The sequence below is a fragment of the Burkholderia sp. AU33545 genome, assembly GCF_020419685.1.
In the GTDB taxonomy this organism is placed as follows: Bacteria; Pseudomonadota; Gammaproteobacteria; order Burkholderiales; family Burkholderiaceae; genus Burkholderia; species Burkholderia diffusa.
The window spans coordinates 397,747-415,566 of the sequence record NZ_JAIZRQ010000008.1 but is presented as its reverse complement, the minus strand read 5'-3'; the positions used below and the strand labels follow the sequence as shown (position 1 = coordinate 415,566).

Here is a 17,820-nt window from a genome sequence, read left to right as displayed (position 1 = left end):
GCACGCTTGCGCGTGCATGGCGCCGCGCGGCGATCCTGCGCGGCGACTTCGTCGAGTCGACGTTGTTCATGATCGTTCGCCGTCAGGGTTTCAGACTCATGAGCCAGCTCAGGACGTCGGCCTTCTCGGCCGACGAGCATTCGCGCCCGACGACGTCCTTGCAGTTTCTGCGGAACCACTTTTCGGTCCTGGCGCCGTCCGTGAACCGGGCCGGGTTGAAAGCGGGCGCAAGCGGCTCGATGGTCTTACCGGTAACGATGTGCGTGCCTGCACCGGTCGGCGTGCCGCCATGGCAGGTCGCGCAGCTCCAGTCGCGCCCATGTCGGGACGTGAAGAACTGCTGACCGCGCGACGGCATGGCGCCGACGCCTGACTGTGCCGTGTAGCCGGCCAGCAACTGGGCCGGCGTTTCGGCACCTGCGTCGGCGATGGCGGCCACGCATATGGCAGCCCCCAGGCCTGCCAGGCATAGCATGCGAACCGAGTCGGATATGCGCATCGTGGTTCTCCTGAGCGATGCGTTCATCTTCGGGAGAATTCCTTACCGGATTCTTAACGCACGGATGCGCGCGCCGTGTCGCGAGTGCGATGCCGCCCGCCACATGGCCGTTGCGTCGCGCCCGATCGGCCGCTCTTGCAGCAAGCATCCGGCCACCCGTTCATCCCGCCTTGACGCAAGTCAAGCGTTCGATACCGGCAGGCACCTAGTCTGAAGTTCAATCCGTCTCGTTGCACGGGAGTCCTGCCGAGACAGTTTTGCCGATCAGTCGAGGATGCTGGCGATGATCACGCTGCGAACACGTACATGGATTGCGTCCGTCGCGCTGGCGATCTCCTGCGCATCCGTCGTCGATGCGGAGGAACTGGCGCGCATTCCGCCACACTCTCAGCGCTACGGTGCACATATCGGCATATCCGCGTACGACGACCCGAAGCTCCACGGAGTAACGTGCTTCGTCTCGGAGCCGCACGCGCGCGACGAACGACCGTCCTTGCGCGACAGACATGGCGCCGGAGCATCGGTGTCCTGCCACCAGACCGGAACGCTCGCCACGACCGCCCGCTTGCCGCGGCTGGCTCAGGTGTTCGACGAATCCGTCGATCCGGTGTTTGGATCGATACACGTGGTCCGGATTGTCGATCTCCGGCGTCTCGTCGTCGTCTACTTCTCGTACATGGAAAGCGACGTGGCGGGCGATCTCCCGGGGCATGTGGATGTCGTCCGCTTGCCGGTGCACTGGGGTGGAACGGACGCATCCGCCGAATGATGCGGCGGCATGACGTGCGTCAAGCCTGCGTTTTCGCGAGATGTCAGCATGGAAGCAAGATTCCGGTCGCTTTGCGTGCGCATTGCCGATGCGGTAAATCCACCGCCGAGGAGGCCCCGATGCGATCGCGAATTTTTCTTGTGCTGCTTGCCTGGCTGGCATTGCTTGTCGGCGCGGTATCGACCGCCGGTGCGAACGACCTGACGCGCAGCGTGACGACGGGCAAGCTCGTCGTCCACTACGGTGTGGTTCCGGCGAGTCGCGCCGCTACGCCGGGCGGCGGTTCCGGCGTGGCATCGAACAACGTGAACCTGTTCCTGCTCACGGTCGCCCTGTTCGACAGGTCGAACGGAAAGCGCATTGACAATGCTCACGTCGTTGCTGTCGTGCAGGGACCGCGAAGCGAAGCCAGTGCCTTCCATTCAAAATCGACGCGGATAGCACTCGACCCGACGCAGGACGGCAATGCGGTCACGTACGGGAACGTGTTCGACGCACGTTGGAAAGGTGTCTATCACATCAATCTCACGATCACGAGAGACGGCCTCGCGCAGCCCGAGCATGTCCGCCTCAACTACGATCAGCAGTTCTGACCGGTCGAGGTAGTCTCTCGTGTTCGCGTTCGTGCTGCTTCGCGCAGCACGAATGCACGCTCGTGCGCCACTCGGCATCGACGTGAGCACCGCCCTTTTCCCCGCTGATGTGTGTCGACCGCTTACGTTTACATCGAGGGAAGCGTAAGAGGATAGACGAGATGGCTGATCACCTGTTTGACGCCCGGTACAGTCTGGGCTGCCACGCACACCGCTTTGCGCTCCTCTTCGCTGAAGATCACGCCCCATAGATGTACCTTGCCGTTCCTGACGATGATCTGGCCTCGCGTTAGCGCCCAGCGTTGGCCAGACATCGCATTCAGTATCGCCTCGCGTATCTCGACGTCCGCATGCGCGACCGACTTCCGTTTGTCGTTCGTCTCGCTGGCAAGCGCGCGCACGAGATCGGCTCGACTCACCAGGCCTGCCACCTTGCCGTTGTCGACGACTGGCACGCGCTTGATGCGGTGCCGTTCCAGCAATTCGGCAACTTCGGACAGCGGCGTGTCCTCGGCGACCGTGACGACGTCGACAGTCATCAGGTCCTTCACGGTCTGCGCGTGTTCCTTTACATACTCGCTGGCCAATTCACGGCTGGACGCAAGAAGCTCCAGCCACCAGGAGCGGCGCCTGGCATGCGTGCCAATTTCGACGCGGTGCACAAGGTCGCCTTCGCTGACGATCCCGATCAGCTTTCCGTCCGCATCGATTACGGGAACCGCGCTGATCGAGTGCTCCACGAGCAGCTTCGCGGTCTCCTGAACGCTCATCTCCGGACTGGCGGAAATGACCGCGGTCGTCATCACGTCACGCGCTCGCATAAGGTGCTCCTTCAATGCGTTGGCCCCTCGCCGGCTGGTCTGCGGCGAAAAGCTGCACGCACTCACTGAGACCGGCTGGCCTGCAAGATGAATGCTTCACTCGGAAACCCGGGACAAGCTTGAGCGATGTCAACCGACAGCCGATTGCACCGCAGATGCGGCGATCCAGGCGTTCAAGCGGCGTCGTGATCCGCGATCACCGGTTCTTTGCACTTGCGACGCAAGTGTCGGCCACGGTCGAATCGGGCGTCGGACGGGCCACACATGGCGCCCCCGATCCCGGATGTGCCAGCCGCGCGCAAGCTTGCGCAGCAGCACCAGGTCGATCCCGACAGTGTGACGGGCACTGGCCCGACAGGCTCGGTGACGCTTGCGGACGTCGAACGGGCGATCGCGGCGGCGGGTTCGCCTGCGGCCGGCACGCCCCGGCGGGCGCTCTCCGGCAACGAGACGGGTTATCGCGGCTGCGTATCCGACGGCCATCGCGGTGCGCTGTTCCTGGTTGAACTGGGTGAATTGCTGCAGCACCCCGAGGAGTTGAACCGATGAACAATGCAGACATCCTTTCGGTCGTACTGGAAACGCTTGCATCCGTCGCGCCGGAACTCGACCCGTCGACGCTGCGTGCGGATCGTCCGCTGCGCAGTCAGGTCGATCTCGATTCGATGGACTGGCTCAATTTTCTGACGGGCCTTCATGCGCGGCTGAAGGTCGAGATCCCGGAGCGCGACTATGGTCGTCTGGTTACGCTCGACGATATCGTCGGCTATCTCGCGGCCGCAGACGCACACCGACCGGTTTCTTGAGGCCGGTCCATCGCGCAAGCTGGCGTTTGCGCCGACGTCGGAGCGTCCGCCACACCGTTACACGAGGGCGCACGGTCCCGTGCGCCCGCGCATGCTTCAGCGCGCCGCAGGCGTCGCGACCGCTTCCACCAGCCTGCGCGCTGCCTGTTCGGCAAATGCCGCCAGAATCGGGCTGGCATCGCCATGCAACGTTTCGCGCGGCGTCACGCGACATTCGGCGAGCGGCGACTTGCGTGCCAGCGTCCGCATTTGCGTTAGTGCGGCGTCCGCACCACGTTGCGCGAAGCTGCAAAAGAATGCGACACGCGGCAGGCGCCGCTGATTCGCGACGAGATACGCCCGCACCGGCGACGATACGCAGCCTGCCCAGACCGGGGAACCGATCACCACGAGATCGTACGCGGACGGGTCGCGCTTCGCAGCGACGATCTCCGCCGGCTTCTGATTGATTGCCTCGACGAGCGAACGCAGATAGCCGAACGGGCCCGTGCGATCGCGCGTCACGACGATTTCCTCGACGTCGGCGTCGAGCATCTCGGCCAACGCGGACGCGGCCCGGCGGGTCGTGCCGGTGCGCGAATAGAATACGACGAGAACCTTGCCGGCATACATGACGACCTCCCTCATGCACGCTTGTCGGGTGGCGCGTGCGTCCGTTGAATCCATTCGCCATGACGCGCGGGCGATCTGAAGAAAATCGGTCCCGTGTGGGCGGATTGCACGCGACGGTGCAACCACTGGCGCAATGGCGCCGTGGCCGATATCCCGGTTATCGGCTCTGCATGCATGGCGAATGCAGGATCGCCTTTCATCGACCGTCCCAATGTCGGTGTTTCACGGCATGATCGAGCGATCGAGAAGAATACGGAAAGCATGTGCACCGGCATCCGCCGGCATGCGTCGGCGGATGCCTGCAACCAGTTTCAGCCTGCCTTGACCTCGATCTTCTTCTCGGCCTTGTGCGTTTCCGGCGTCTTCGGCAGCGTGACCGTCAGAATGCCTTTCTGGAACGACGCCTCGATCTTGTTTCTGTCATTCTCGATTGGCGATGACGGCGGCAATTGACGGAGATCAACGCTCAGGATCGAGAGACCGAAGGCGCTTGGGCGAGCACACGCGGTGCGAAACGCATTGCGCTCGTTGACCCAGGTCAATCGGCACGACGCGCCGGCAGGTGGAATATCCGTATCGGCGCCGGTCCCGAGACGCGTCGTGCCCGGCTTCGTCGCAGAGGAGGTGTATCGTGCCCGCAAAATCGCTTGTCTTTCACCAGGATGCTCGCCAACGGCTGCTCAAAGGCGTCAACGCGATTGCCGAGGCAGTCAAGATCACGCTCGGCCCGGGCGGCCGCAACGTGATCGTCGAGCGGACCGGCGCCGCGCCGCTGGTTGCGAACTCGGGCGTCGTCGTCGCCGGCGCTGTCGACCTGCCCGACCCGTTCGAGGAAATGGGCGCCCAGTTGTTGCGCGAAGTGGCGACCCGCACGAGCGAAGTCGCCGGCGACGGCACGACCACTGCCACCACCCTGGCACAGGCAATCGTTGCCGAAGGCATCAAGTGCGTCACTGCCGGGCACGATCCGATGGCGCTCAAGCGCGCGATCGAAGCGGCCGGCCGCGACGTGGTCGCCGAACTGCACCGCTTGTCGAAACCGTGCGCGAGCGCTGACGAGATGCGCCAGATCGCGACGATTTCCGCCAGCGGCGACAGCACGATCGGCGCGCTTGTCGCACAGGCCGTCGAGCGTGTGGGCAGGGACGGCGCGATCAGCATCGAGGACGGCACGAAGCTCGACGACGAGCTCGAGACGGTGGACGGCTCGCTGATCGATCGCGGTTATCTGTCGCCGCTGTTCGTCGATTCGGACAATCATCGCGTCGTCCTTGACGAGCCGCGCATCCTGCTCTGCGACATGAACATCAGCGCGATCGCACAACTGCTGCCGGTACTCGAGGCGCTCAGCAGCACCGGCAAGCCGCTTCTCGTCGTCGCGAACGAAGTGGAAGGCGAAGCGCTGGCGACCCTTGTCGTCAACCACCTGCGCGGCACGCTGAAATCGTGCGCGATCCGCTCGCCCGGATTCGGCGAGGCACGCACCGAGCAGCTCGCCGACCTCGCCGCGCTGACTGGCGCGACGGTCATTTCCGCTCAGGCTGGCCGGACACTCGAGCGCACGACGCTGGACGATCTCGGTGCCGCGCGGCGCGTGGAGATCACGCGCGAGACGACGACCGTCATCGCCGGGCGAGGCGAACGCCAGCACATCGACGACCGCGTCCAGGCGCTGCGTACACGCATCGCGGCGACACCGGCCGGATACGAGCGCGACGCGCTGACACGCCGGCTGACGAAACTCGCGGGCGGCGTCGCGGTGATTCGCGTCGGCGCCGCGACGGAAACCGCGCTGCGCGAGCGCAAGAATCGCTTCGAGGATGCGTTGCATGCGACGCGCGCCGCGATGGAGGAAGGCATTGTGCCGGGCGGTGGCGTCGCACTGCTGCGTGCACGGCGCGCGCTCGTAGGCAATGGCACATACCTGACGGATGTGCAGCGCACCGGCGCGCGGATCGTGCACGACGCACTGGCGTCCCCGCTGCGTCAGATTGCCGAAAATGCCGGAGCGGACGCACAGGCCGTCGTACACGCGGTCGATGTCGCAACCGGAGCGTTCGGCTATGACGCGGCGACGGCGACATATGGGGACATGATTGCTGCCGGAATCGTCGATCCGGTCAAGGTCGCGCGTTCGGCGCTACAGAACGCGATTTCGGTCGCGTCGCTGCTGCTCACGACCGATTGCATGATCGCGCATCGCCCACGCACGGCCGCGTCACCGGGCGCCGCGCAATCGGGAAACTGGGGCGCCGAACTCGGCTGAGCCATTCGCGTGCCGCCGGTGGATCTCGTACGACTCGCCAGCAGCCGGGTGTTGATTCAAGCCACGTATTGCGTCAGTGATACTGAATAATGATTCACGTATCCGTCAGGTCATCCAATCGTCAGATGATCGACAACTTCGCGCACGCCCTTGACTGACCATGCCGCACCGCACGCGGCGCGCTTCTCCGCCATCGAATCGACCGTGCCGGTCAGCGTGACGACACCGTTCGCCACCTCGATGGCGATCGCCGCACCTTTTCGCTGTGCACGGCGAGCCAACGCATCCGCAATCTCGGCGCAGATGTCCTGCGCGGTATGGGCGGCGCGCACTTGAATGCGGTTCGCGACGCCGACGACGCCGGCCATCCGGCTCACCAGCGCCTCTGCCGCTTGACGCTGAAAACCCCACTCCACTTCGCCGTCGAGCGTCACGCGGCCATGGTCGACCTCGACACGGATCGACTGGTCCTGCAACGCTTCCTGCCAGTCGAGCGCAGACATGATCCTGGCTTCCAGTTCCGCGTCCGAGCGACTGGCTGCCGGCGCGGCGATTTCGAGTTCCAGCAGCAGCACACGCACTCCGCCGACGCGCTGGACCGCCTTCTGCGCCGCGAACTTCTGCGCCCAGCTCGAGACCATGCCCAGCAGCGTCACGGCACCGTCGCGCACCGTGACCTCGATCTGGCGCGCGTCGACAGCCGGATCCCGGGACAGTTCCTGTTCGACATCGTGTTTGAGTTTCGCATCGGACTTCATGTCGGTCTCCTGTCGGATTGCAGGTTCAGCGGATCGGTTTCGCGTCGATGGCACGATCGGAATTGCTCTCTTCCAGCCGATCACGGGGCGCTCATATCGCCGATCGGTCGACCGATGCCGGTCGTAACCGCGTCAGGCTCGCATTCACAATGAAGGGGTGCCGTACACACGCCGTTGATGTTGGTCAAACCTTGTCGTGTCCGCGTTATGCCCTGGCCTGGACACTCTCTCGATGAAATCGTCGCGTTTCCGCGGGCCGACGCGGTCTATGAAAGTCGCCGTTGATGCGTGTCAAGCGGCGGTCGCCCCGGAAGCCTAGGCTGAAAACGTGGACGACATCGTCCTGACGTACGCGTTCAGGTTGGGAGGCAACCATGCAGACCGGACATCAATTCCTACCCGAGTTTCGGCATGCGACCTTGCCGACCTATTTCGTTTCCTACGTGTTTCCCTTGCTGCTGGCCGGATATGAGGTGTATCGGATCAGCTATTGGGTGAGCCGGCATGGCTGGAATTTTGCGCAACTGCCGCAGGCCGGCTACGAGTTCACGCTGATGCTGTTCGTATTTGCATTGCAGGTGATTCTCGACGGGTTGTTCTTCATTACGGCATGGTCTGGCAAGCATCCGGACGTCGGGCATCGGCTCGCGAACATGACGCTCGGTGTTCTGTGCTCGGCAGTGGTCATCGCGTTCGATGTCGCTCTTCAGATCGCCACGTTCTGAATCGGAATCTCTGGAAAGCCGGCACGACGAGGCACGACCGGCATTCATCAACCATCAACGGATCAAACAATGAAGCCACCTTACGAACTGGTATTTCAAGGCATGCCGCGCTCGGACGCGCTCGAGGCGGAAGCCGCCCGCCATGTATCCAAACTCGATCGATTCCGGCAGGACATCTCGCATTGCAGGGTCAATGTCGTGCTGGACGAGAAGCACGATCATCAGGGGAAACCGTTCAATATCCGGATCGAAATCACGATTCCCGGACATCAACTGGTATCCAGCAAAGAACACGACGAGGACGTCTACGTCGCGCTGCGCAATGCCTTCGGCAACGTCACGAGAATGCTCGAAGACACGGGACGCAAGCAGCGAGGCCGCGGCAAACGGCACGATGAACATCCGGCCGGTCCTGCCACGCAATCCGAGGCGCACGAATAGCGTGCAGTTGCGCGAGCGTGCGCCCGTGGACAGCCGCGCAACGCGCGCGCCGATCGGTGCCTGCCACGATGGTGCGCAGACGCTCCACCGCGAGTCCGACCGAAACGAGCGCCCGTTCCGGCATTCTGCCGCCCATTCTCCGCACGTCGCGCCATGGCATGCGTCGCGCATGCCATGCACGTCCGCCGCCTGTTTGCCATCCGTTCAGTACAGCAGAAATGCTGCTCTCTCAGGCGCGAACGCCGCATCCTGCGCGACAACCACGCGCTCGATCTCGTCGAGCGATCGCCCCGCCTCCAGCATGTCCGCCACCTCGCGCGAACCGACCGATGCACGGATCGCATCGATCCGGAACCGCGCCGGATAACGCCGGTGCAGCGCCAGTGCGAGTGCCAGCCCGATCTCGCCCGGCCGCGCCGCGCCGGGCGGCCGTTCGATGCGCACCCCCTCGCATACCCTGCCGCGATACGGCCCCTCCGCTGGCACGAAGCGGACCGCCGAGAACGTCGCGTCCAGCCGCATCGCGCGAAGATCGCCCGCGAGGACGCGCCCGTCGATCCACGGCGCGCCAACCACGCCGAACGGTGTCTCTGTGCCGCGCCCGACACTGACCGCCGCTCCCTCGATGAGCCCCGTCTCCGGGTACAGCGACATCGCGGCGCCATCGCGCAGGTTCGGCGATGGAGGTACCCAGCCGAGCCCGGTATCGCCGAAGCGCATCGCGCGCACGTAATTCGCCATCGGCACCACGGTCAGCGCCGCACCGATATGCAGGCGGTCATTGAACAGTCGCGCCAGTTCGCCGAGCGTCATGCCGGGCTGGAGCGGCAACGGGTAATAGCCGGTGAACGTGGCCGGCCCGGCATCGGCGACGGGGCCGCCGACCACATCGCCGCCCAGCGGGTCCGGGCGGTCGAGCACGAGCACCGGGCGATGCGCGGCGGCGGCGGCCTCGAGCGCGTAACCGAGGGTGGCCAGGTACGTGAAAAAGCGTACGCCTGCGTCCTGCAGGTCGAGCACCAGCACGTCGGCATCGGCGAGCAGTGCGGGCGCGATCCTGCGGCGATCGCCGTAGAGACTGTGAACGACCACACCGGTCGCGGCGTCGACCGTGTCGCCGAAGGTCTCGTCGACGTCGGTGCCGAGCCCGTGCTCGGGCGCGAACAGAGCGACGAGCCGCGCGCCCGGTGCCTGCGCGAGCAGGTCGACCGTGCGCCGGCCAAACCGGTCGAAGCCGCTGTGGTTCGTGACGAGCGCAATGCGCTTGCCTGCGACGGCCGCGAAACCGCTCGCGGCGAGCACGTCGATGCCGGCCAGAACCGGCCCGCGCGAAGCCGGCAACCGGGCGACCTGCGCGAGCGCCGGCGCCATCGCGGGCACGCGCGTCGCGATCCACGACGACGTCACGGGCGCGGCCTCGCTCGAGACGATGCCGAGCACGAGCGCGCGCAATGGCATGGCCGTGCCGGTTTCGTCGGGGTACAGCCGGCTCGTGAGCACGATCGCGAAGCGGCGCGTCACGGGATCGATCCACAGCGCCGTGCCCGTGTAGCCGAGGTGTTGCAGCGCGCCGACCGGCGGTAGCCGGTAGCGGTTCGCGACGAGCGGCGGCCCGACCGCCCAGCCGGGCGTGTGCAGGTCGCCTTCCGCGTCGAGCGTGGCCGGCGTCTCGAGCGCGGCCACGCTGCGTCGCGTCAGCACGCGCACGGGGCCGAGCGAACCGCCGTTCAGCAACATGCGCGCGAAGCGCGCCAGATCGTCCGCACTCGCGAACAGGCCCGCATTGCCGGCAACGCCACCCATCGCGGCCGCGACGGGATCGTGGACACTTCCCCGGAGCAGGCGGCCATCGCGAACGGTGGTGGGCGCCACGCGCGCGAACAGCGGCGCCGGTGGCCGGAACGCGGTGCTCGCCATCCCGAGCGGCGCGAACACATGCGCGGCGCACCACGCGTCGAGCGGCCGATGCGACACACGCTCGACGATCTCGCCAAGCACCACGTAGTTCACGTCGCTGTAGCGCACCTGTGTGCCGGCCGGCGCGCCGGGTGTCATCGCGACGATGTCGGCCAGCACGGCAGCACGGCTGCGCAGCGCCCGGAACGACGACACGCCGGCCGGCAGCCCCGATACATGCGCGAGCAACTGGCGGATCGTGATGCCGGCCTTGTCGTGCGCTCCGAACGCGGGCCAGTAGCGCGCGGCCGGCGCGTCGAGGCTCAGCATGCCGCGCTCCGCGAGCTGCATGATCGCGACCGCCGTCGCCACCGGCTTGGTCAGCGACGCAAGATCGAAGACGGTATCGGCCGTCATCGCCTCGACGTGCTCGCCCGTCACGCGCAGGCCGCGCGCGACGCGCACCCGCACGCCGTCCGCGTCGCCCGTCACGACCACCGCGCCGGCAAGATGGCCATCGGCGATCTCGCCGGCGATCGCCTCGTCGATCGCGGCGGTCTGCTGCTGCGCCACGACCGTGTCGGATTCCGCGTGCGCACCGGCTGATGCAAGCATGAACAGCAGCGCGCCGGTCAGCGCGGCAGCACAGCGGGATCGTAGCGATCGAGCCTGTTCCACTGCATCCATTCCTTCGTGCCGAGCGCATCGGCTGAGTCGAACTGCGAGCGGAGGCCCGCCACGTCGATGACGCGAGCGCCGCGCATTCCCGCCGCGCGGCGCCTGAGCGAAAAACGCGCGGCTAGCGGGCCGGCTGCTCCTGCGATCCGGAACATTCGGCACACAGACGTATCGCGCCGTGCCGTTCGGGGTCGTGCCAGTAAAAGCGCACATCGACGGCGCCGCGCGCCGGTACGACGACGTGCCGGACTTCCTGAACGGCCCTGTCGTGCGCGGACACGGTATATCGCCCCGGCGGCACGCGCGCGAACAGGAACGGGCCCATCGTGCGTGCGTCGAGAATCGTCGACTTGCCGGACGACAGCGTGACATCGACATCGGAAAGATAATGGCCCCTCTTCGATGCGAACGTGATCCTCAGGTTGTAGCGAGGCGCGACATCGCGAAATGCAGTGACCTCGTCCTGGCCGATTCCGCCGGTGATATAAGCGACACCGTTGCGCACGATCGGCTCGGTCGACGTTTGAGCCAGCACGTTCGCACCGATGTTCAGCAGACAGGCTGCCAGCAGCATCTTCACGGTTCCGGTCCACATCTTCACTCTCCTGATTGAGCACGCATGGCTGCGATGCCGCCCGTCCGGTCGCGGAACGGGCTGCGTGCGGTGACGTCGCGCATTGGTGTCGACGACGATGTCAGCGTCGCGCGGAACGTCGATTTCCCGTTGACTCAGGTCAAGTGCGCGCCTGTCGAAGCCGAACGAGTAGTCATCGCGCCTCATCTGCCCGTGCGGCACGCCTGAAAACACGGGGAGCGGGATACCGACGGCGCAATCGTCCGTGACGGCTGTCAGCCGATATTGCATGCCCCGTCGGAAATTTCCGACACGGCGGCCCGATGTCGGACAGCAAGTTCAGGCCACGCTGATTGTCCCGTGCGGCTTCACTGTCAATACTGGAGACGTGACAGGACGCAACGTGTTTCGCGGCCGGCGCGTGACGCTTCCGCCCCGCCGCCGCAGGACCGAGGAGCTCGCGATGATCGATTCGACCGCAGCGCACGCCGAGGACGCCACGCTGGATGGCGAACCGCCGGTCGGTGCCCACCTCGTGACCCGCCGCCCCGGCTATCTCCATCACGGGATCTACATCGGCGACGGCAACGTGATTCACTACGCGGGATGGTCACGCCATGCGAGCGTCGGACCGGTCGAGGTCGTCACCCTGGACGGTTTCCGTGCCGGCTTCGGGTTCGCGGTCATTCGCCACGCGCGCACGCTGTACGACGGAACGGAAGCCGCGCGCCGCGCGGCCTCGCGCCTTGGCGAATGCCAATACCGGCTGCTCACGAACAACTGCGAGCATTTCTGCCTGTGGTGCCTGTTCGGTGTGGGGAGAAGCGAGCAGGTCGCGTCGTGTCTGCGCAACCCGGCGCACGGCATCGCGGTCGCCGTCATGCTGATGGCGTGCGTTCTGGCCGCGCGACTGCATCCGGCGATGGCCGGGCGCGAATGCCCGGCACGGTATTCGGCCTAGTATCGACGGCAGGGCGGTCGCTCAGTCATTCGTCGACTCGACCATCACCCGCGGCCCCGCAAGACGGCACGCGCACGCCCCCACCGTTTCGCCTGCGCGATCGCAATGCGGATCGCGCTGCCCTCGGTGCGCCCCTGCCGCAGCAGCGCGTTGGCAATCTCGATCGCCTTGCCGCGAACAGCCGGCGGCAGATTCCGCATCGAGGGCGGATAACGCTCGTCATTCCACGGCATGATCGATTCGACTCCTGCACGTTCGCGCCCGTCCGCACCTGCCGCTCAGCGCGGCAACGCGGCAGGATCGTAGCGATTGCGCGGATTCCACAGCATCCAGCCGTCCGTGCCCGCCGCATCGGCCGCATCGACCTGTGCGCGGATCTCGTCGGCATCGAACGGCCGGCGATCGAACGCATAGTCGCGAAACGCCTGGAGCCACGGCCGAAACCGGACACCGTCCAGTCCGGTCCGGCGCTTCGCCTCGGCCAGCGACCGTGCGACGATCTCGCCGGAATGTTCGGTGGGCTTCCGGCAGCCGGGCAAACCCCACGTAAAGCCTGATGGATAGAGCATCGGCGACACATAGTCGACGACCGGTCCGAGCGCGTCGAGCCGCTGCCCGATCGAGGTGTCGTCGCTGTTCCAGCAGACGTACCCGAAAATGTCCGCCGACACGTAGAGGTTGTACGGACGCAGCCGCTCCCGCGCACCGATCAGGAATCCGGTGATCGCCTCGACCCGGTTGGCCTCGGTATTGGGCTCGGCGAACCGGAGGCCGTTGGCGTCGGGAAAACGCAGGTAGTCGAACTGGATTTCGTCGAAACCCATGCGGGCGGCCTCTTCCGCGACGTCGTAGTTGTGTTGCCAGGCGGCGCGCGACGTCGGGTCGATCCAGCGCTGATGCTCGTGGTCCTGCCAGATCTCGCCGGCTGCATCGCGCACGGCCCACTCGGGATGAGCGCGAGCCAGCGGGTCGTCCTTGAACACGACGATGCGGGCAATCAGGTAGAGACCGCGCGCGTGGAACGTCCGCAGCAGATCCGGCAGATCGGGCGGACGAACGATGGCACCGGCGACATTGCTCGCGGCACCGGAGATCTCACGCGCCAGGCTGCGATATGGCGTCACGCCGCTGTCGCCCTTCACGTCGATGACGAGCGCGTTGATCGCCGTCGTGTCCTGAAGTGACAGCGCCGCCTCGCGCAGCGTGCGGTCCGCGACGCCGTAAGCGGACAGATAGACGGCTTTCGGACGCATCGGGGTCAAGCGGATCGTTTGTGCGCCCACGGCGGGTGCCAGTGTGACTTCGGTTCGCGCGTAGCCCGGCGCACGCACGCTCAGGCGTGTAACCGCCGCGTCGATCTCCAGTGAAAACGCGCCATCTCGATCCGCGGTACGGTTCGCGCCCGACGCATGGCCGATCGCGCCGGCCAGCGGGTGCCCGTTCGTAGCATCGACGACGGTGATCTTGACGGGCGCCGCGTGGGCGGCGAATCCGGCGAGCGACACGAGCAGACAGGCGATCAGGCGTTCAATCATGACTTCCCCCGGCGGTTCTCAGCAATCCGTTCATGCATCGTGTGTCGCAGGCGTCCGTCATCAGATAGCGCGGCAGCGCCATTGCCGGGTCGGTGACGCGAACGGGGCGCGCATCGAGCGTGAATGCCGCGATGTAGCCCTGGCGAGCGGCCAACTGGTCGGTCTGCGCATCATGGACGCCGAACGGCCAGGCCAGCATCCGGACCGGCTGGCCGGTTTCGGACTCGAGCCGTTCGCGGGACCGGCTCAACTGGAACGACACGAAGCGCAGGTAGTCGTCCGGCGTGAGTCGGGCGCGTTCGGTGCGGAAATTCGGATGCCAGTACGTGTGGGACTCGATGTCGAACCCGCCGGACTGCCCGAGCACGCGCAACTGGTCCCATGTCATCGCATAGCTGGCGTTGGAAATAGCCGAGGGATAGATGAACAGCGTGACCGGCACGGGATGTGCAGCCAGCAATGGGCGCAGCACGTCGTAGACGGAGCGATGGCCGTCGTCGACGGTGATCGCGACCGCTCGCGCCGGCACGGCATCGGCCTGGCCGCCGTGCCAGCGCACGACGTCGGCGAGCGGCACGATGCGGTAGCCGTTCGCCTCGATCGCCTGAAGCTGGTGGCGGAACGTTTCGGTACGGACCGTCATCGAATCCAGTCGCGCGGTGGCGAACCGGTGGTAGACCAGGATCAGCACACGCTGAGATGGCGAATCGACGGTCGCGACGTCGGCGGACGAAACCGGCGGCACGCACGACAACAGGAGCAGGCAGGCGAGCAGGCGAAAGGCCATGGAAGATCTCGTGGAATGGCTGCCCCATTTTTCGCGATCGCGGCGCGAAAACCGCTGAGCCAGATCAACGATTGATCGTACGGGGACGCAATCGTGCGCGCGTCAGGCCACCTGGTCGTCAGCTTGCCTGCGCAACCAGTTCGGCATGAATCCGTTCGACGTCGTCGCGCGTGCACAGCGCCGTGCCCGGGTGCTCGACCGACGCAGCCGATGCCGCCAGCGCATAGCGGCACGCTTCGTCGAACGGCACGCCGCGCGCCAGCGCCCAGACCATGCCGCCGACGAAACTGTCGCCGGCGCCGACCGTGCTGCACACCGCTGCCGGCCTGCCGGGCAGGCGCAGCGCGCCGTCGCGCGTGACGACCCATGCGCCGCGCGCACCGAGCGTCAACGCGACGATGTCGGCTTGCCCGCGCGCCACGAGTTCGCTCGCCTTCCGGCATGCCGACGTGTCGTCGAGCGGTTCGCCGGCCAGCGCACTCAGTTCGCCGAGACTGGGCTTCACGAGATGAACACCGGCCTCGAGGGCCGCTTGCAGCGCCCGGCCCGCCGCATCGACCACGACCCGGCTGCCCCTTGCCCGGGCCTTCCGCGCGAGCGTCGCATAGAGATCGTCGGGCGCGCCGGGCGGCAGGCTGCCGCTCAGCACGAGATAGCGCGGCGCCGGTTGCATGGCGTCGATGCGGGCTGCGCAGTCGCGCCACTCGGCCTCTGTGACCAACGGCCCCGGCATCAGGAACCGGTATTCGCGCCCGGTCGCGGTCTCGGTCACGCAGACGTTCTCTCGCGTCTCGCCGGCGATCCTGATGCGCACGGCCGGCAGGCGCTCGGCTTCCAGCAGCAGCGTCAATACGTCGCCGGTCGGCCCGCCTGCCAGGTACAGCGCGACGCAGTCGCCCCCGAGGCGGTGAATGGTTCGGGCGACGTTGATCCCGCCGCCGCCGGGGTCACGCCGCGGGCGTGCGCAGCGCAGCTTGTGCGTATCGACGATGTGCTCGACGGACGTCGCGACATCGACGGCCGGGTTCAAGGTAACGGTAACGATATCGGTCATGTGCGTGGTTCGCAGTCGATGGCTGGCGCGACGGCGCGGCGATTCGCGGCAACCGCCGCGTGCCGGCCGTGGCTCCACCTTACGTTCGACGCCGGTTAAGGCGTTGACCGCCGTCAAGCGATGTCGCGAAGGGACACGGTTGCGCTCGATCAACGACACGTTCGGGCAGGCTCCTACAGTGAGTCATTCATCGTCGCCGAGCCCCGTCATGGACGAGCAGCCGCTTTGCACCACCGTGTTTGCCGAACGCTACGCGCAGCCCGGCGAGACGTCTCGCGCGGCCGTTTTCCATCGCGTCGCCCGTGCACTGTCGCTCGCCGAGCCGGCCGAGCTCCGTGCACAGGTGGAGCGCGCGTTTTTCGTGAACCTGCAGCGTGGCGCGATCGGCGCGGGCCGCATCCTCGCGAATGCCGGCGCGCATACCGGCGGCACGATGATCAATTGCTTCGTCCATCCGCTCGCGATTCCGGCCGACACGCCCGTTCGTGCCCTCGACGCAGCGCTCGCGCATGCACTCGACGACGCACGGGTCACGCTGGCGATGGGCGGCGGCATTGGCTACGACTTCTCGCCGGTACCGCCCGCCGACGCGTACGAACGGCGCCTGTCATCCGGGCGCGGCGCATGCGCGGCGATTGACCGCTTCGATACGATGTGCCGGGCGCTGCCGTTTTCCGGCCCGCGCCGGGGCGCACAAATGGGTGTGCTGCGCTGCGACCATCCGGACCTCGTCGCATTCGTCGCGGCCAAGCGCGGGCGCTCGCGCTGGCCGACGTTCAACCTGTCGGTCGGCGTCACGGACGCGTTCATGCAGGCGGTCCGGCACGACCTGCCGTGGGCGCTCGTCCATCACGCACCGCCAGGCTACGTATCCGGCACACCGCCCCGGCGGCCGGACGGACGTTACCTTTACGCGACGGTTCAGGCCCGCACGCTCTGGCACGAGATCGTCAATGCCGCGCGCGACAGCGCCGAACCCGGGCTACTGTTCCTCGACACGATCCGCGACGCGAATCCGCTGCGCGAGCACGAGCGGATCGACGCGACGAACCCGTGCGGCGAACAGCCGCTGCCGTCGTACGGCAGCTGTGTGCTCGGGCCGATCGACCTGTCGCGGTTCGTTCTACATCCGTTCGGTGTCGACAGGAAGCCGCGCTTCGACTTCGCGACACTCGCCGACGCGGTGCGCATCCAGGTCCGCATGCTCGACAACGTGCTCGACCTGACCGCGTGGCCGCTCGCCGCGCACGAGCACGAGGCGCGGCGGACACGGCGCATCGGGGTCGGCGTGACCGGGCTGGCCGACGCGCTGACGATGCTGCGGCTGCGCTACGACAGCGTGGAGGCACGCACGCTCGCACGCGGGATCGTGCTGACGATGCGCGAGCATGCGTTTGCCGCATCGGCCGCGCTTGCAGCCGAGCGCGGCGTGTTTCCGGCCTACGACCCGGCCGCCTATCTGACCGGCCCCGCATATCGCACGCCGTTGCCGCTGAAGGTGCATCACGCGATCGCGCGGCACGGGCTGCGCAACAGCCATCTGCTGTCGTTCGCGCCGGCCGGCAGCGTGAGCCTCGCGTTCTGCGACAACTGCTCGAACGGGATCGAGCCGGCCGTCGGCTGGACGCAGCGTCGCATGGTCCGCACCGCCGACGGGCAGGTCCGGTCGTTTCGTGCGGAGAATCACGCTTACCGGCTGTTCCGCGAGCTGCATGGCGAGAGCGTCAAGCTGCCGGGCTATTTCGTCACGGCCGCGGAAATCGCGCCGGAGGATCATGTCGCGATGCTCGCGGCGCTGCAGCCGTGCGTCGACGCCGGCATCTCGAAGACCGTGACGATGCCCGGCCAGTGTTCGCTCGCGGAGGTCGACGCGTTGTTCTTCCAGGCGTGGCGCGACGGGCTCAAGGGCATCACGGTTTTCCGGCCCGATCCGCGGCTCGCGTCGGTTGTGACCGATGACGCGGCGCACGCGCGGCGCGACGGCCCTGTCTGCATCGGTTGTTGAACGATAACGATAGCCGACGGCAGGCGTCGGGCGCGATCGC

20 protein-coding genes are annotated in these 17,820 nt (G+C 66.6%); 9 read left to right on the top strand and 11 right to left on the bottom strand.

All coding sequences use genetic code 11. The features are described from left to right. Positions 1–82: 82 nt before the first annotated feature. On the bottom strand, positions 83–499 hold the full coding sequence (locus tag LGM71_RS27065; RefSeq protein ID WP_413226918.1) for a DUF1924 domain-containing protein: 417 nt from the start codon (positions 497–499) through the stop codon (positions 83–85). Between the two features lie 274 nt (positions 500–773). On the opposite strand from LGM71_RS27065, the gene LGM71_RS27060 reads away from it, so the two are divergent. Together LGM71_RS27060 and LGM71_RS27055 are read left to right on the top strand one after the other, a co-directional pair. After that, positions 774–1,268, top strand: coding sequence for a CreA family protein (locus tag LGM71_RS27060; protein ID WP_124625192.1), 495 nt, complete (start codon positions 774–776; stop codon positions 1,266–1,268). Between the two features lie 119 nt (positions 1,269–1,387). Continuing rightward, positions 1,388–1,861 (top strand): hypothetical protein, encoded by a 474-nt coding sequence (locus tag LGM71_RS27055; protein ID WP_124625196.1) that lies wholly within the window; start codon positions 1,388–1,390, stop codon positions 1,859–1,861. Between the two features lie 128 nt (positions 1,862–1,989). Here LGM71_RS27055 and LGM71_RS27050 read toward each other — a convergent pair whose 3' ends face one another. Continuing rightward, on the bottom strand, positions 1,990–2,682 hold the full coding sequence (locus tag LGM71_RS27050) for a CBS domain-containing protein (protein ID WP_124901647.1): 693 nt from the start codon (positions 2,680–2,682) through the stop codon (positions 1,990–1,992). A 264-nt stretch (positions 2,683–2,946) separates the two neighbouring features. Between LGM71_RS27050 and LGM71_RS27045 the strand changes: the two genes are divergently transcribed. Together LGM71_RS27045 and LGM71_RS27040 are read left to right on the top strand one after the other, a co-directional pair. Continuing rightward, on the top strand, positions 2,947–3,231 hold the full coding sequence (locus LGM71_RS27045) for an E3 binding domain-containing protein (protein WP_124901646.1): 285 nt from the start codon (positions 2,947–2,949) through the stop codon (positions 3,229–3,231). Then, complete coding sequence (locus LGM71_RS27040) at positions 3,228–3,488, top strand: acyl carrier protein (RefSeq protein WP_059602776.1); 261 nt, start codon at positions 3,228–3,230, stop codon at positions 3,486–3,488. The genes LGM71_RS27045 and LGM71_RS27040 overlap by 4 nt, the downstream gene beginning before the upstream one ends. A gap of 96 nt (positions 3,489–3,584) precedes the next feature. Here LGM71_RS27040 and LGM71_RS27035 read toward each other — a convergent pair whose 3' ends face one another. Together LGM71_RS27035 and LGM71_RS27030 are read right to left on the bottom strand one after the other, a co-directional pair. Beyond that, complete coding sequence (locus tag LGM71_RS27035; RefSeq protein ID WP_226117488.1) at positions 3,585–4,115, bottom strand: flavodoxin family protein; 531 nt, start codon at positions 4,113–4,115, stop codon at positions 3,585–3,587. A gap of 296 nt (positions 4,116–4,411) precedes the next feature. Then, positions 4,412–4,549 carry an Hsp20 family protein gene (locus LGM71_RS27030; protein WP_226117517.1) on the bottom strand — a complete coding sequence of 46 codons (138 nt, stop codon included), beginning with the start codon at positions 4,547–4,549 and terminating at the stop codon, positions 4,412–4,414. A gap of 182 nt (positions 4,550–4,731) precedes the next feature. Here LGM71_RS27030 and groL point away from each other — a divergent pair, with 182 nt between their 5' ends. Then, positions 4,732–6,366 carry a chaperonin GroEL gene (gene groL, locus LGM71_RS27025; protein ID WP_226117486.1) on the top strand — a complete coding sequence of 545 codons (1,635 nt, stop codon included), beginning with the start codon at positions 4,732–4,734 and terminating at the stop codon, positions 6,364–6,366. Positions 6,367–6,476: 110 nt separating this feature from the next. On the opposite strand, the gene LGM71_RS27020 is transcribed toward groL, so the two are convergent. Then, positions 6,477–7,124 (bottom strand): BON domain-containing protein, encoded by a 648-nt coding sequence (locus LGM71_RS27020; RefSeq protein WP_226117484.1) that lies wholly within the window; start codon positions 7,122–7,124, stop codon positions 6,477–6,479. Between the two features lie 374 nt (positions 7,125–7,498). Here LGM71_RS27020 and LGM71_RS27015 point away from each other — a divergent pair, with 374 nt between their 5' ends. Together LGM71_RS27015 and LGM71_RS27010 are read left to right on the top strand one after the other, a co-directional pair. Next, positions 7,499–7,849 carry a hypothetical protein gene (locus LGM71_RS27015; RefSeq protein WP_226117482.1) on the top strand — a complete coding sequence of 117 codons (351 nt, stop codon included), beginning with the start codon at positions 7,499–7,501 and terminating at the stop codon, positions 7,847–7,849. 69 nt (positions 7,850–7,918) lie between these two features. Beyond that, entirely contained in the window at positions 7,919–8,290 is a 372-nt protein-coding gene (locus LGM71_RS27010; RefSeq protein WP_151048682.1) for an HPF/RaiA family ribosome-associated protein, read from the top strand. 204 nt (positions 8,291–8,494) lie between these two features. Here the strand turns inward: LGM71_RS27010 and LGM71_RS27005 are convergent, their stop codons facing one another. Together LGM71_RS27005 and LGM71_RS27000 are read right to left on the bottom strand one after the other, a co-directional pair. Then, entirely contained in the window at positions 8,495–10,873 is a 2,379-nt protein-coding gene (locus LGM71_RS27005) for an exo-beta-N-acetylmuramidase NamZ domain-containing protein (RefSeq protein ID WP_264160608.1), read from the bottom strand. Positions 10,874–10,985: 112 nt separating this feature from the next. Continuing rightward, positions 10,986–11,459: a carboxypeptidase regulatory-like domain-containing protein gene (locus tag LGM71_RS27000; RefSeq protein ID WP_151048684.1), complete on the bottom strand. Its 474-nt coding sequence runs from the start codon at positions 11,457–11,459 to the stop codon at positions 10,986–10,988. Positions 11,460–11,901: 442 nt separating this feature from the next. Here LGM71_RS27000 and LGM71_RS26995 point away from each other — a divergent pair, with 442 nt between their 5' ends. Further along, positions 11,902–12,399 carry a lecithin retinol acyltransferase family protein gene (locus tag LGM71_RS26995; protein WP_059602913.1) on the top strand — a complete coding sequence of 166 codons (498 nt, stop codon included), beginning with the start codon at positions 11,902–11,904 and terminating at the stop codon, positions 12,397–12,399. 44 nt (positions 12,400–12,443) lie between these two features. On the opposite strand, the gene LGM71_RS26990 is transcribed toward LGM71_RS26995, so the two are convergent. From LGM71_RS26990 to LGM71_RS26975, 4 genes are all read right to left on the bottom strand, one after another. Continuing rightward, positions 12,444–12,632 (bottom strand): hypothetical protein, encoded by a 189-nt coding sequence (locus LGM71_RS26990; RefSeq protein WP_151048687.1) that lies wholly within the window; start codon positions 12,630–12,632, stop codon positions 12,444–12,446. 45 nt (positions 12,633–12,677) lie between these two features. Further along, positions 12,678–13,934, bottom strand: a complete 1,257-nt coding sequence (locus LGM71_RS26985; RefSeq protein ID WP_226117478.1) for a putative glycoside hydrolase — start codon at positions 13,932–13,934, stop codon at positions 12,678–12,680. Next, positions 13,927–14,721, bottom strand: coding sequence for a polysaccharide deacetylase family protein (locus LGM71_RS26980; protein ID WP_151048689.1), 795 nt, complete (start codon positions 14,719–14,721; stop codon positions 13,927–13,929). Before LGM71_RS26980 ends, LGM71_RS26985 begins: the two co-directional genes overlap by 8 nt. Positions 14,722–14,839: 118 nt before the next feature. After that, positions 14,840–15,775, bottom strand: coding sequence for a 1-phosphofructokinase family hexose kinase (locus tag LGM71_RS26975; protein WP_175817422.1), 936 nt, complete (start codon positions 15,773–15,775; stop codon positions 14,840–14,842). A gap of 208 nt (positions 15,776–15,983) precedes the next feature. On the opposite strand from LGM71_RS26975, the gene LGM71_RS26970 reads away from it, so the two are divergent. Further along, positions 15,984–17,780, top strand: a complete 1,797-nt coding sequence (locus LGM71_RS26970; protein WP_226117476.1) for an adenosylcobalamin-dependent ribonucleoside-diphosphate reductase — start codon at positions 15,984–15,986, stop codon at positions 17,778–17,780. The last annotated feature ends 40 nt before the right edge of the window (positions 17,781–17,820 follow it).

What these genes read in the sequence shown, in the direction of transcription:
- LGM71_RS27065 (WP_413226918.1), bottom strand. Translation starts at nt 499, where the DNA reads ATGCGCATATCCGACTCGGTTCGCATGCTATGCCTGGCAGGCCTGGGG.
- LGM71_RS27060 (WP_124625192.1), top strand. Translation starts at nt 774, where the DNA reads ATGCTGGCGATGATCACGCTGCGAACACGTACATGGATTGCGTCCGTC.
- LGM71_RS27055 (WP_124625196.1), top strand. Translation starts at nt 1,388, where the DNA reads ATGCGATCGCGAATTTTTCTTGTGCTGCTTGCCTGGCTGGCATTGCTT.
- LGM71_RS27050 (WP_124901647.1), bottom strand. Translation starts at nt 2,682, where the DNA reads ATGCGAGCGCGTGACGTGATGACGACCGCGGTCATTTCCGCCAGTCCG.
- LGM71_RS27045 (WP_124901646.1), top strand. Translation starts at nt 2,947, where the DNA reads ATGGCGCCCCCGATCCCGGATGTGCCAGCCGCGCGCAAGCTTGCGCAG.
- LGM71_RS27040 (WP_059602776.1), top strand. Translation starts at nt 3,228, where the DNA reads ATGAACAATGCAGACATCCTTTCGGTCGTACTGGAAACGCTTGCATCC.
- LGM71_RS27035 (WP_226117488.1), bottom strand. Translation starts at nt 4,115, where the DNA reads ATGAGGGAGGTCGTCATGTATGCCGGCAAGGTTCTCGTCGTATTCTAT.
- LGM71_RS27020 (WP_226117484.1), bottom strand. Translation starts at nt 7,124, where the DNA reads ATGAAGTCCGATGCGAAACTCAAACACGATGTCGAACAGGAACTGTCC.
- LGM71_RS27015 (WP_226117482.1), top strand. Translation starts at nt 7,499, where the DNA reads ATGCAGACCGGACATCAATTCCTACCCGAGTTTCGGCATGCGACCTTG.
- LGM71_RS27010 (WP_151048682.1), top strand. Translation starts at nt 7,919, where the DNA reads ATGAAGCCACCTTACGAACTGGTATTTCAAGGCATGCCGCGCTCGGAC.
- LGM71_RS27005 (WP_264160608.1), bottom strand. Translation starts at nt 10,873, where the DNA reads ATGGATGCAGTGGAACAGGCTCGATCGCTACGATCCCGCTGTGCTGCC.
- LGM71_RS27000 (WP_151048684.1), bottom strand. Translation starts at nt 11,459, where the DNA reads ATGTGGACCGGAACCGTGAAGATGCTGCTGGCAGCCTGTCTGCTGAAC.
- LGM71_RS26995 (WP_059602913.1), top strand. Translation starts at nt 11,902, where the DNA reads ATGATCGATTCGACCGCAGCGCACGCCGAGGACGCCACGCTGGATGGC.
- LGM71_RS26990 (WP_151048687.1), bottom strand. Translation starts at nt 12,632, where the DNA reads ATGCCGTGGAATGACGAGCGTTATCCGCCCTCGATGCGGAATCTGCCG.
- LGM71_RS26985 (WP_226117478.1), bottom strand. Translation starts at nt 13,934, where the DNA reads ATGATTGAACGCCTGATCGCCTGTCTGCTCGTGTCGCTCGCCGGATTC.
- LGM71_RS26980 (WP_151048689.1), bottom strand. Translation starts at nt 14,721, where the DNA reads ATGGCCTTTCGCCTGCTCGCCTGCCTGCTCCTGTTGTCGTGCGTGCCG.
- LGM71_RS26975 (WP_175817422.1), bottom strand. Translation starts at nt 15,775, where the DNA reads ATGACCGATATCGTTACCGTTACCTTGAACCCGGCCGTCGATGTCGCG.
- LGM71_RS26970 (WP_226117476.1), top strand. Translation starts at nt 15,984, where the DNA reads ATGGACGAGCAGCCGCTTTGCACCACCGTGTTTGCCGAACGCTACGCG.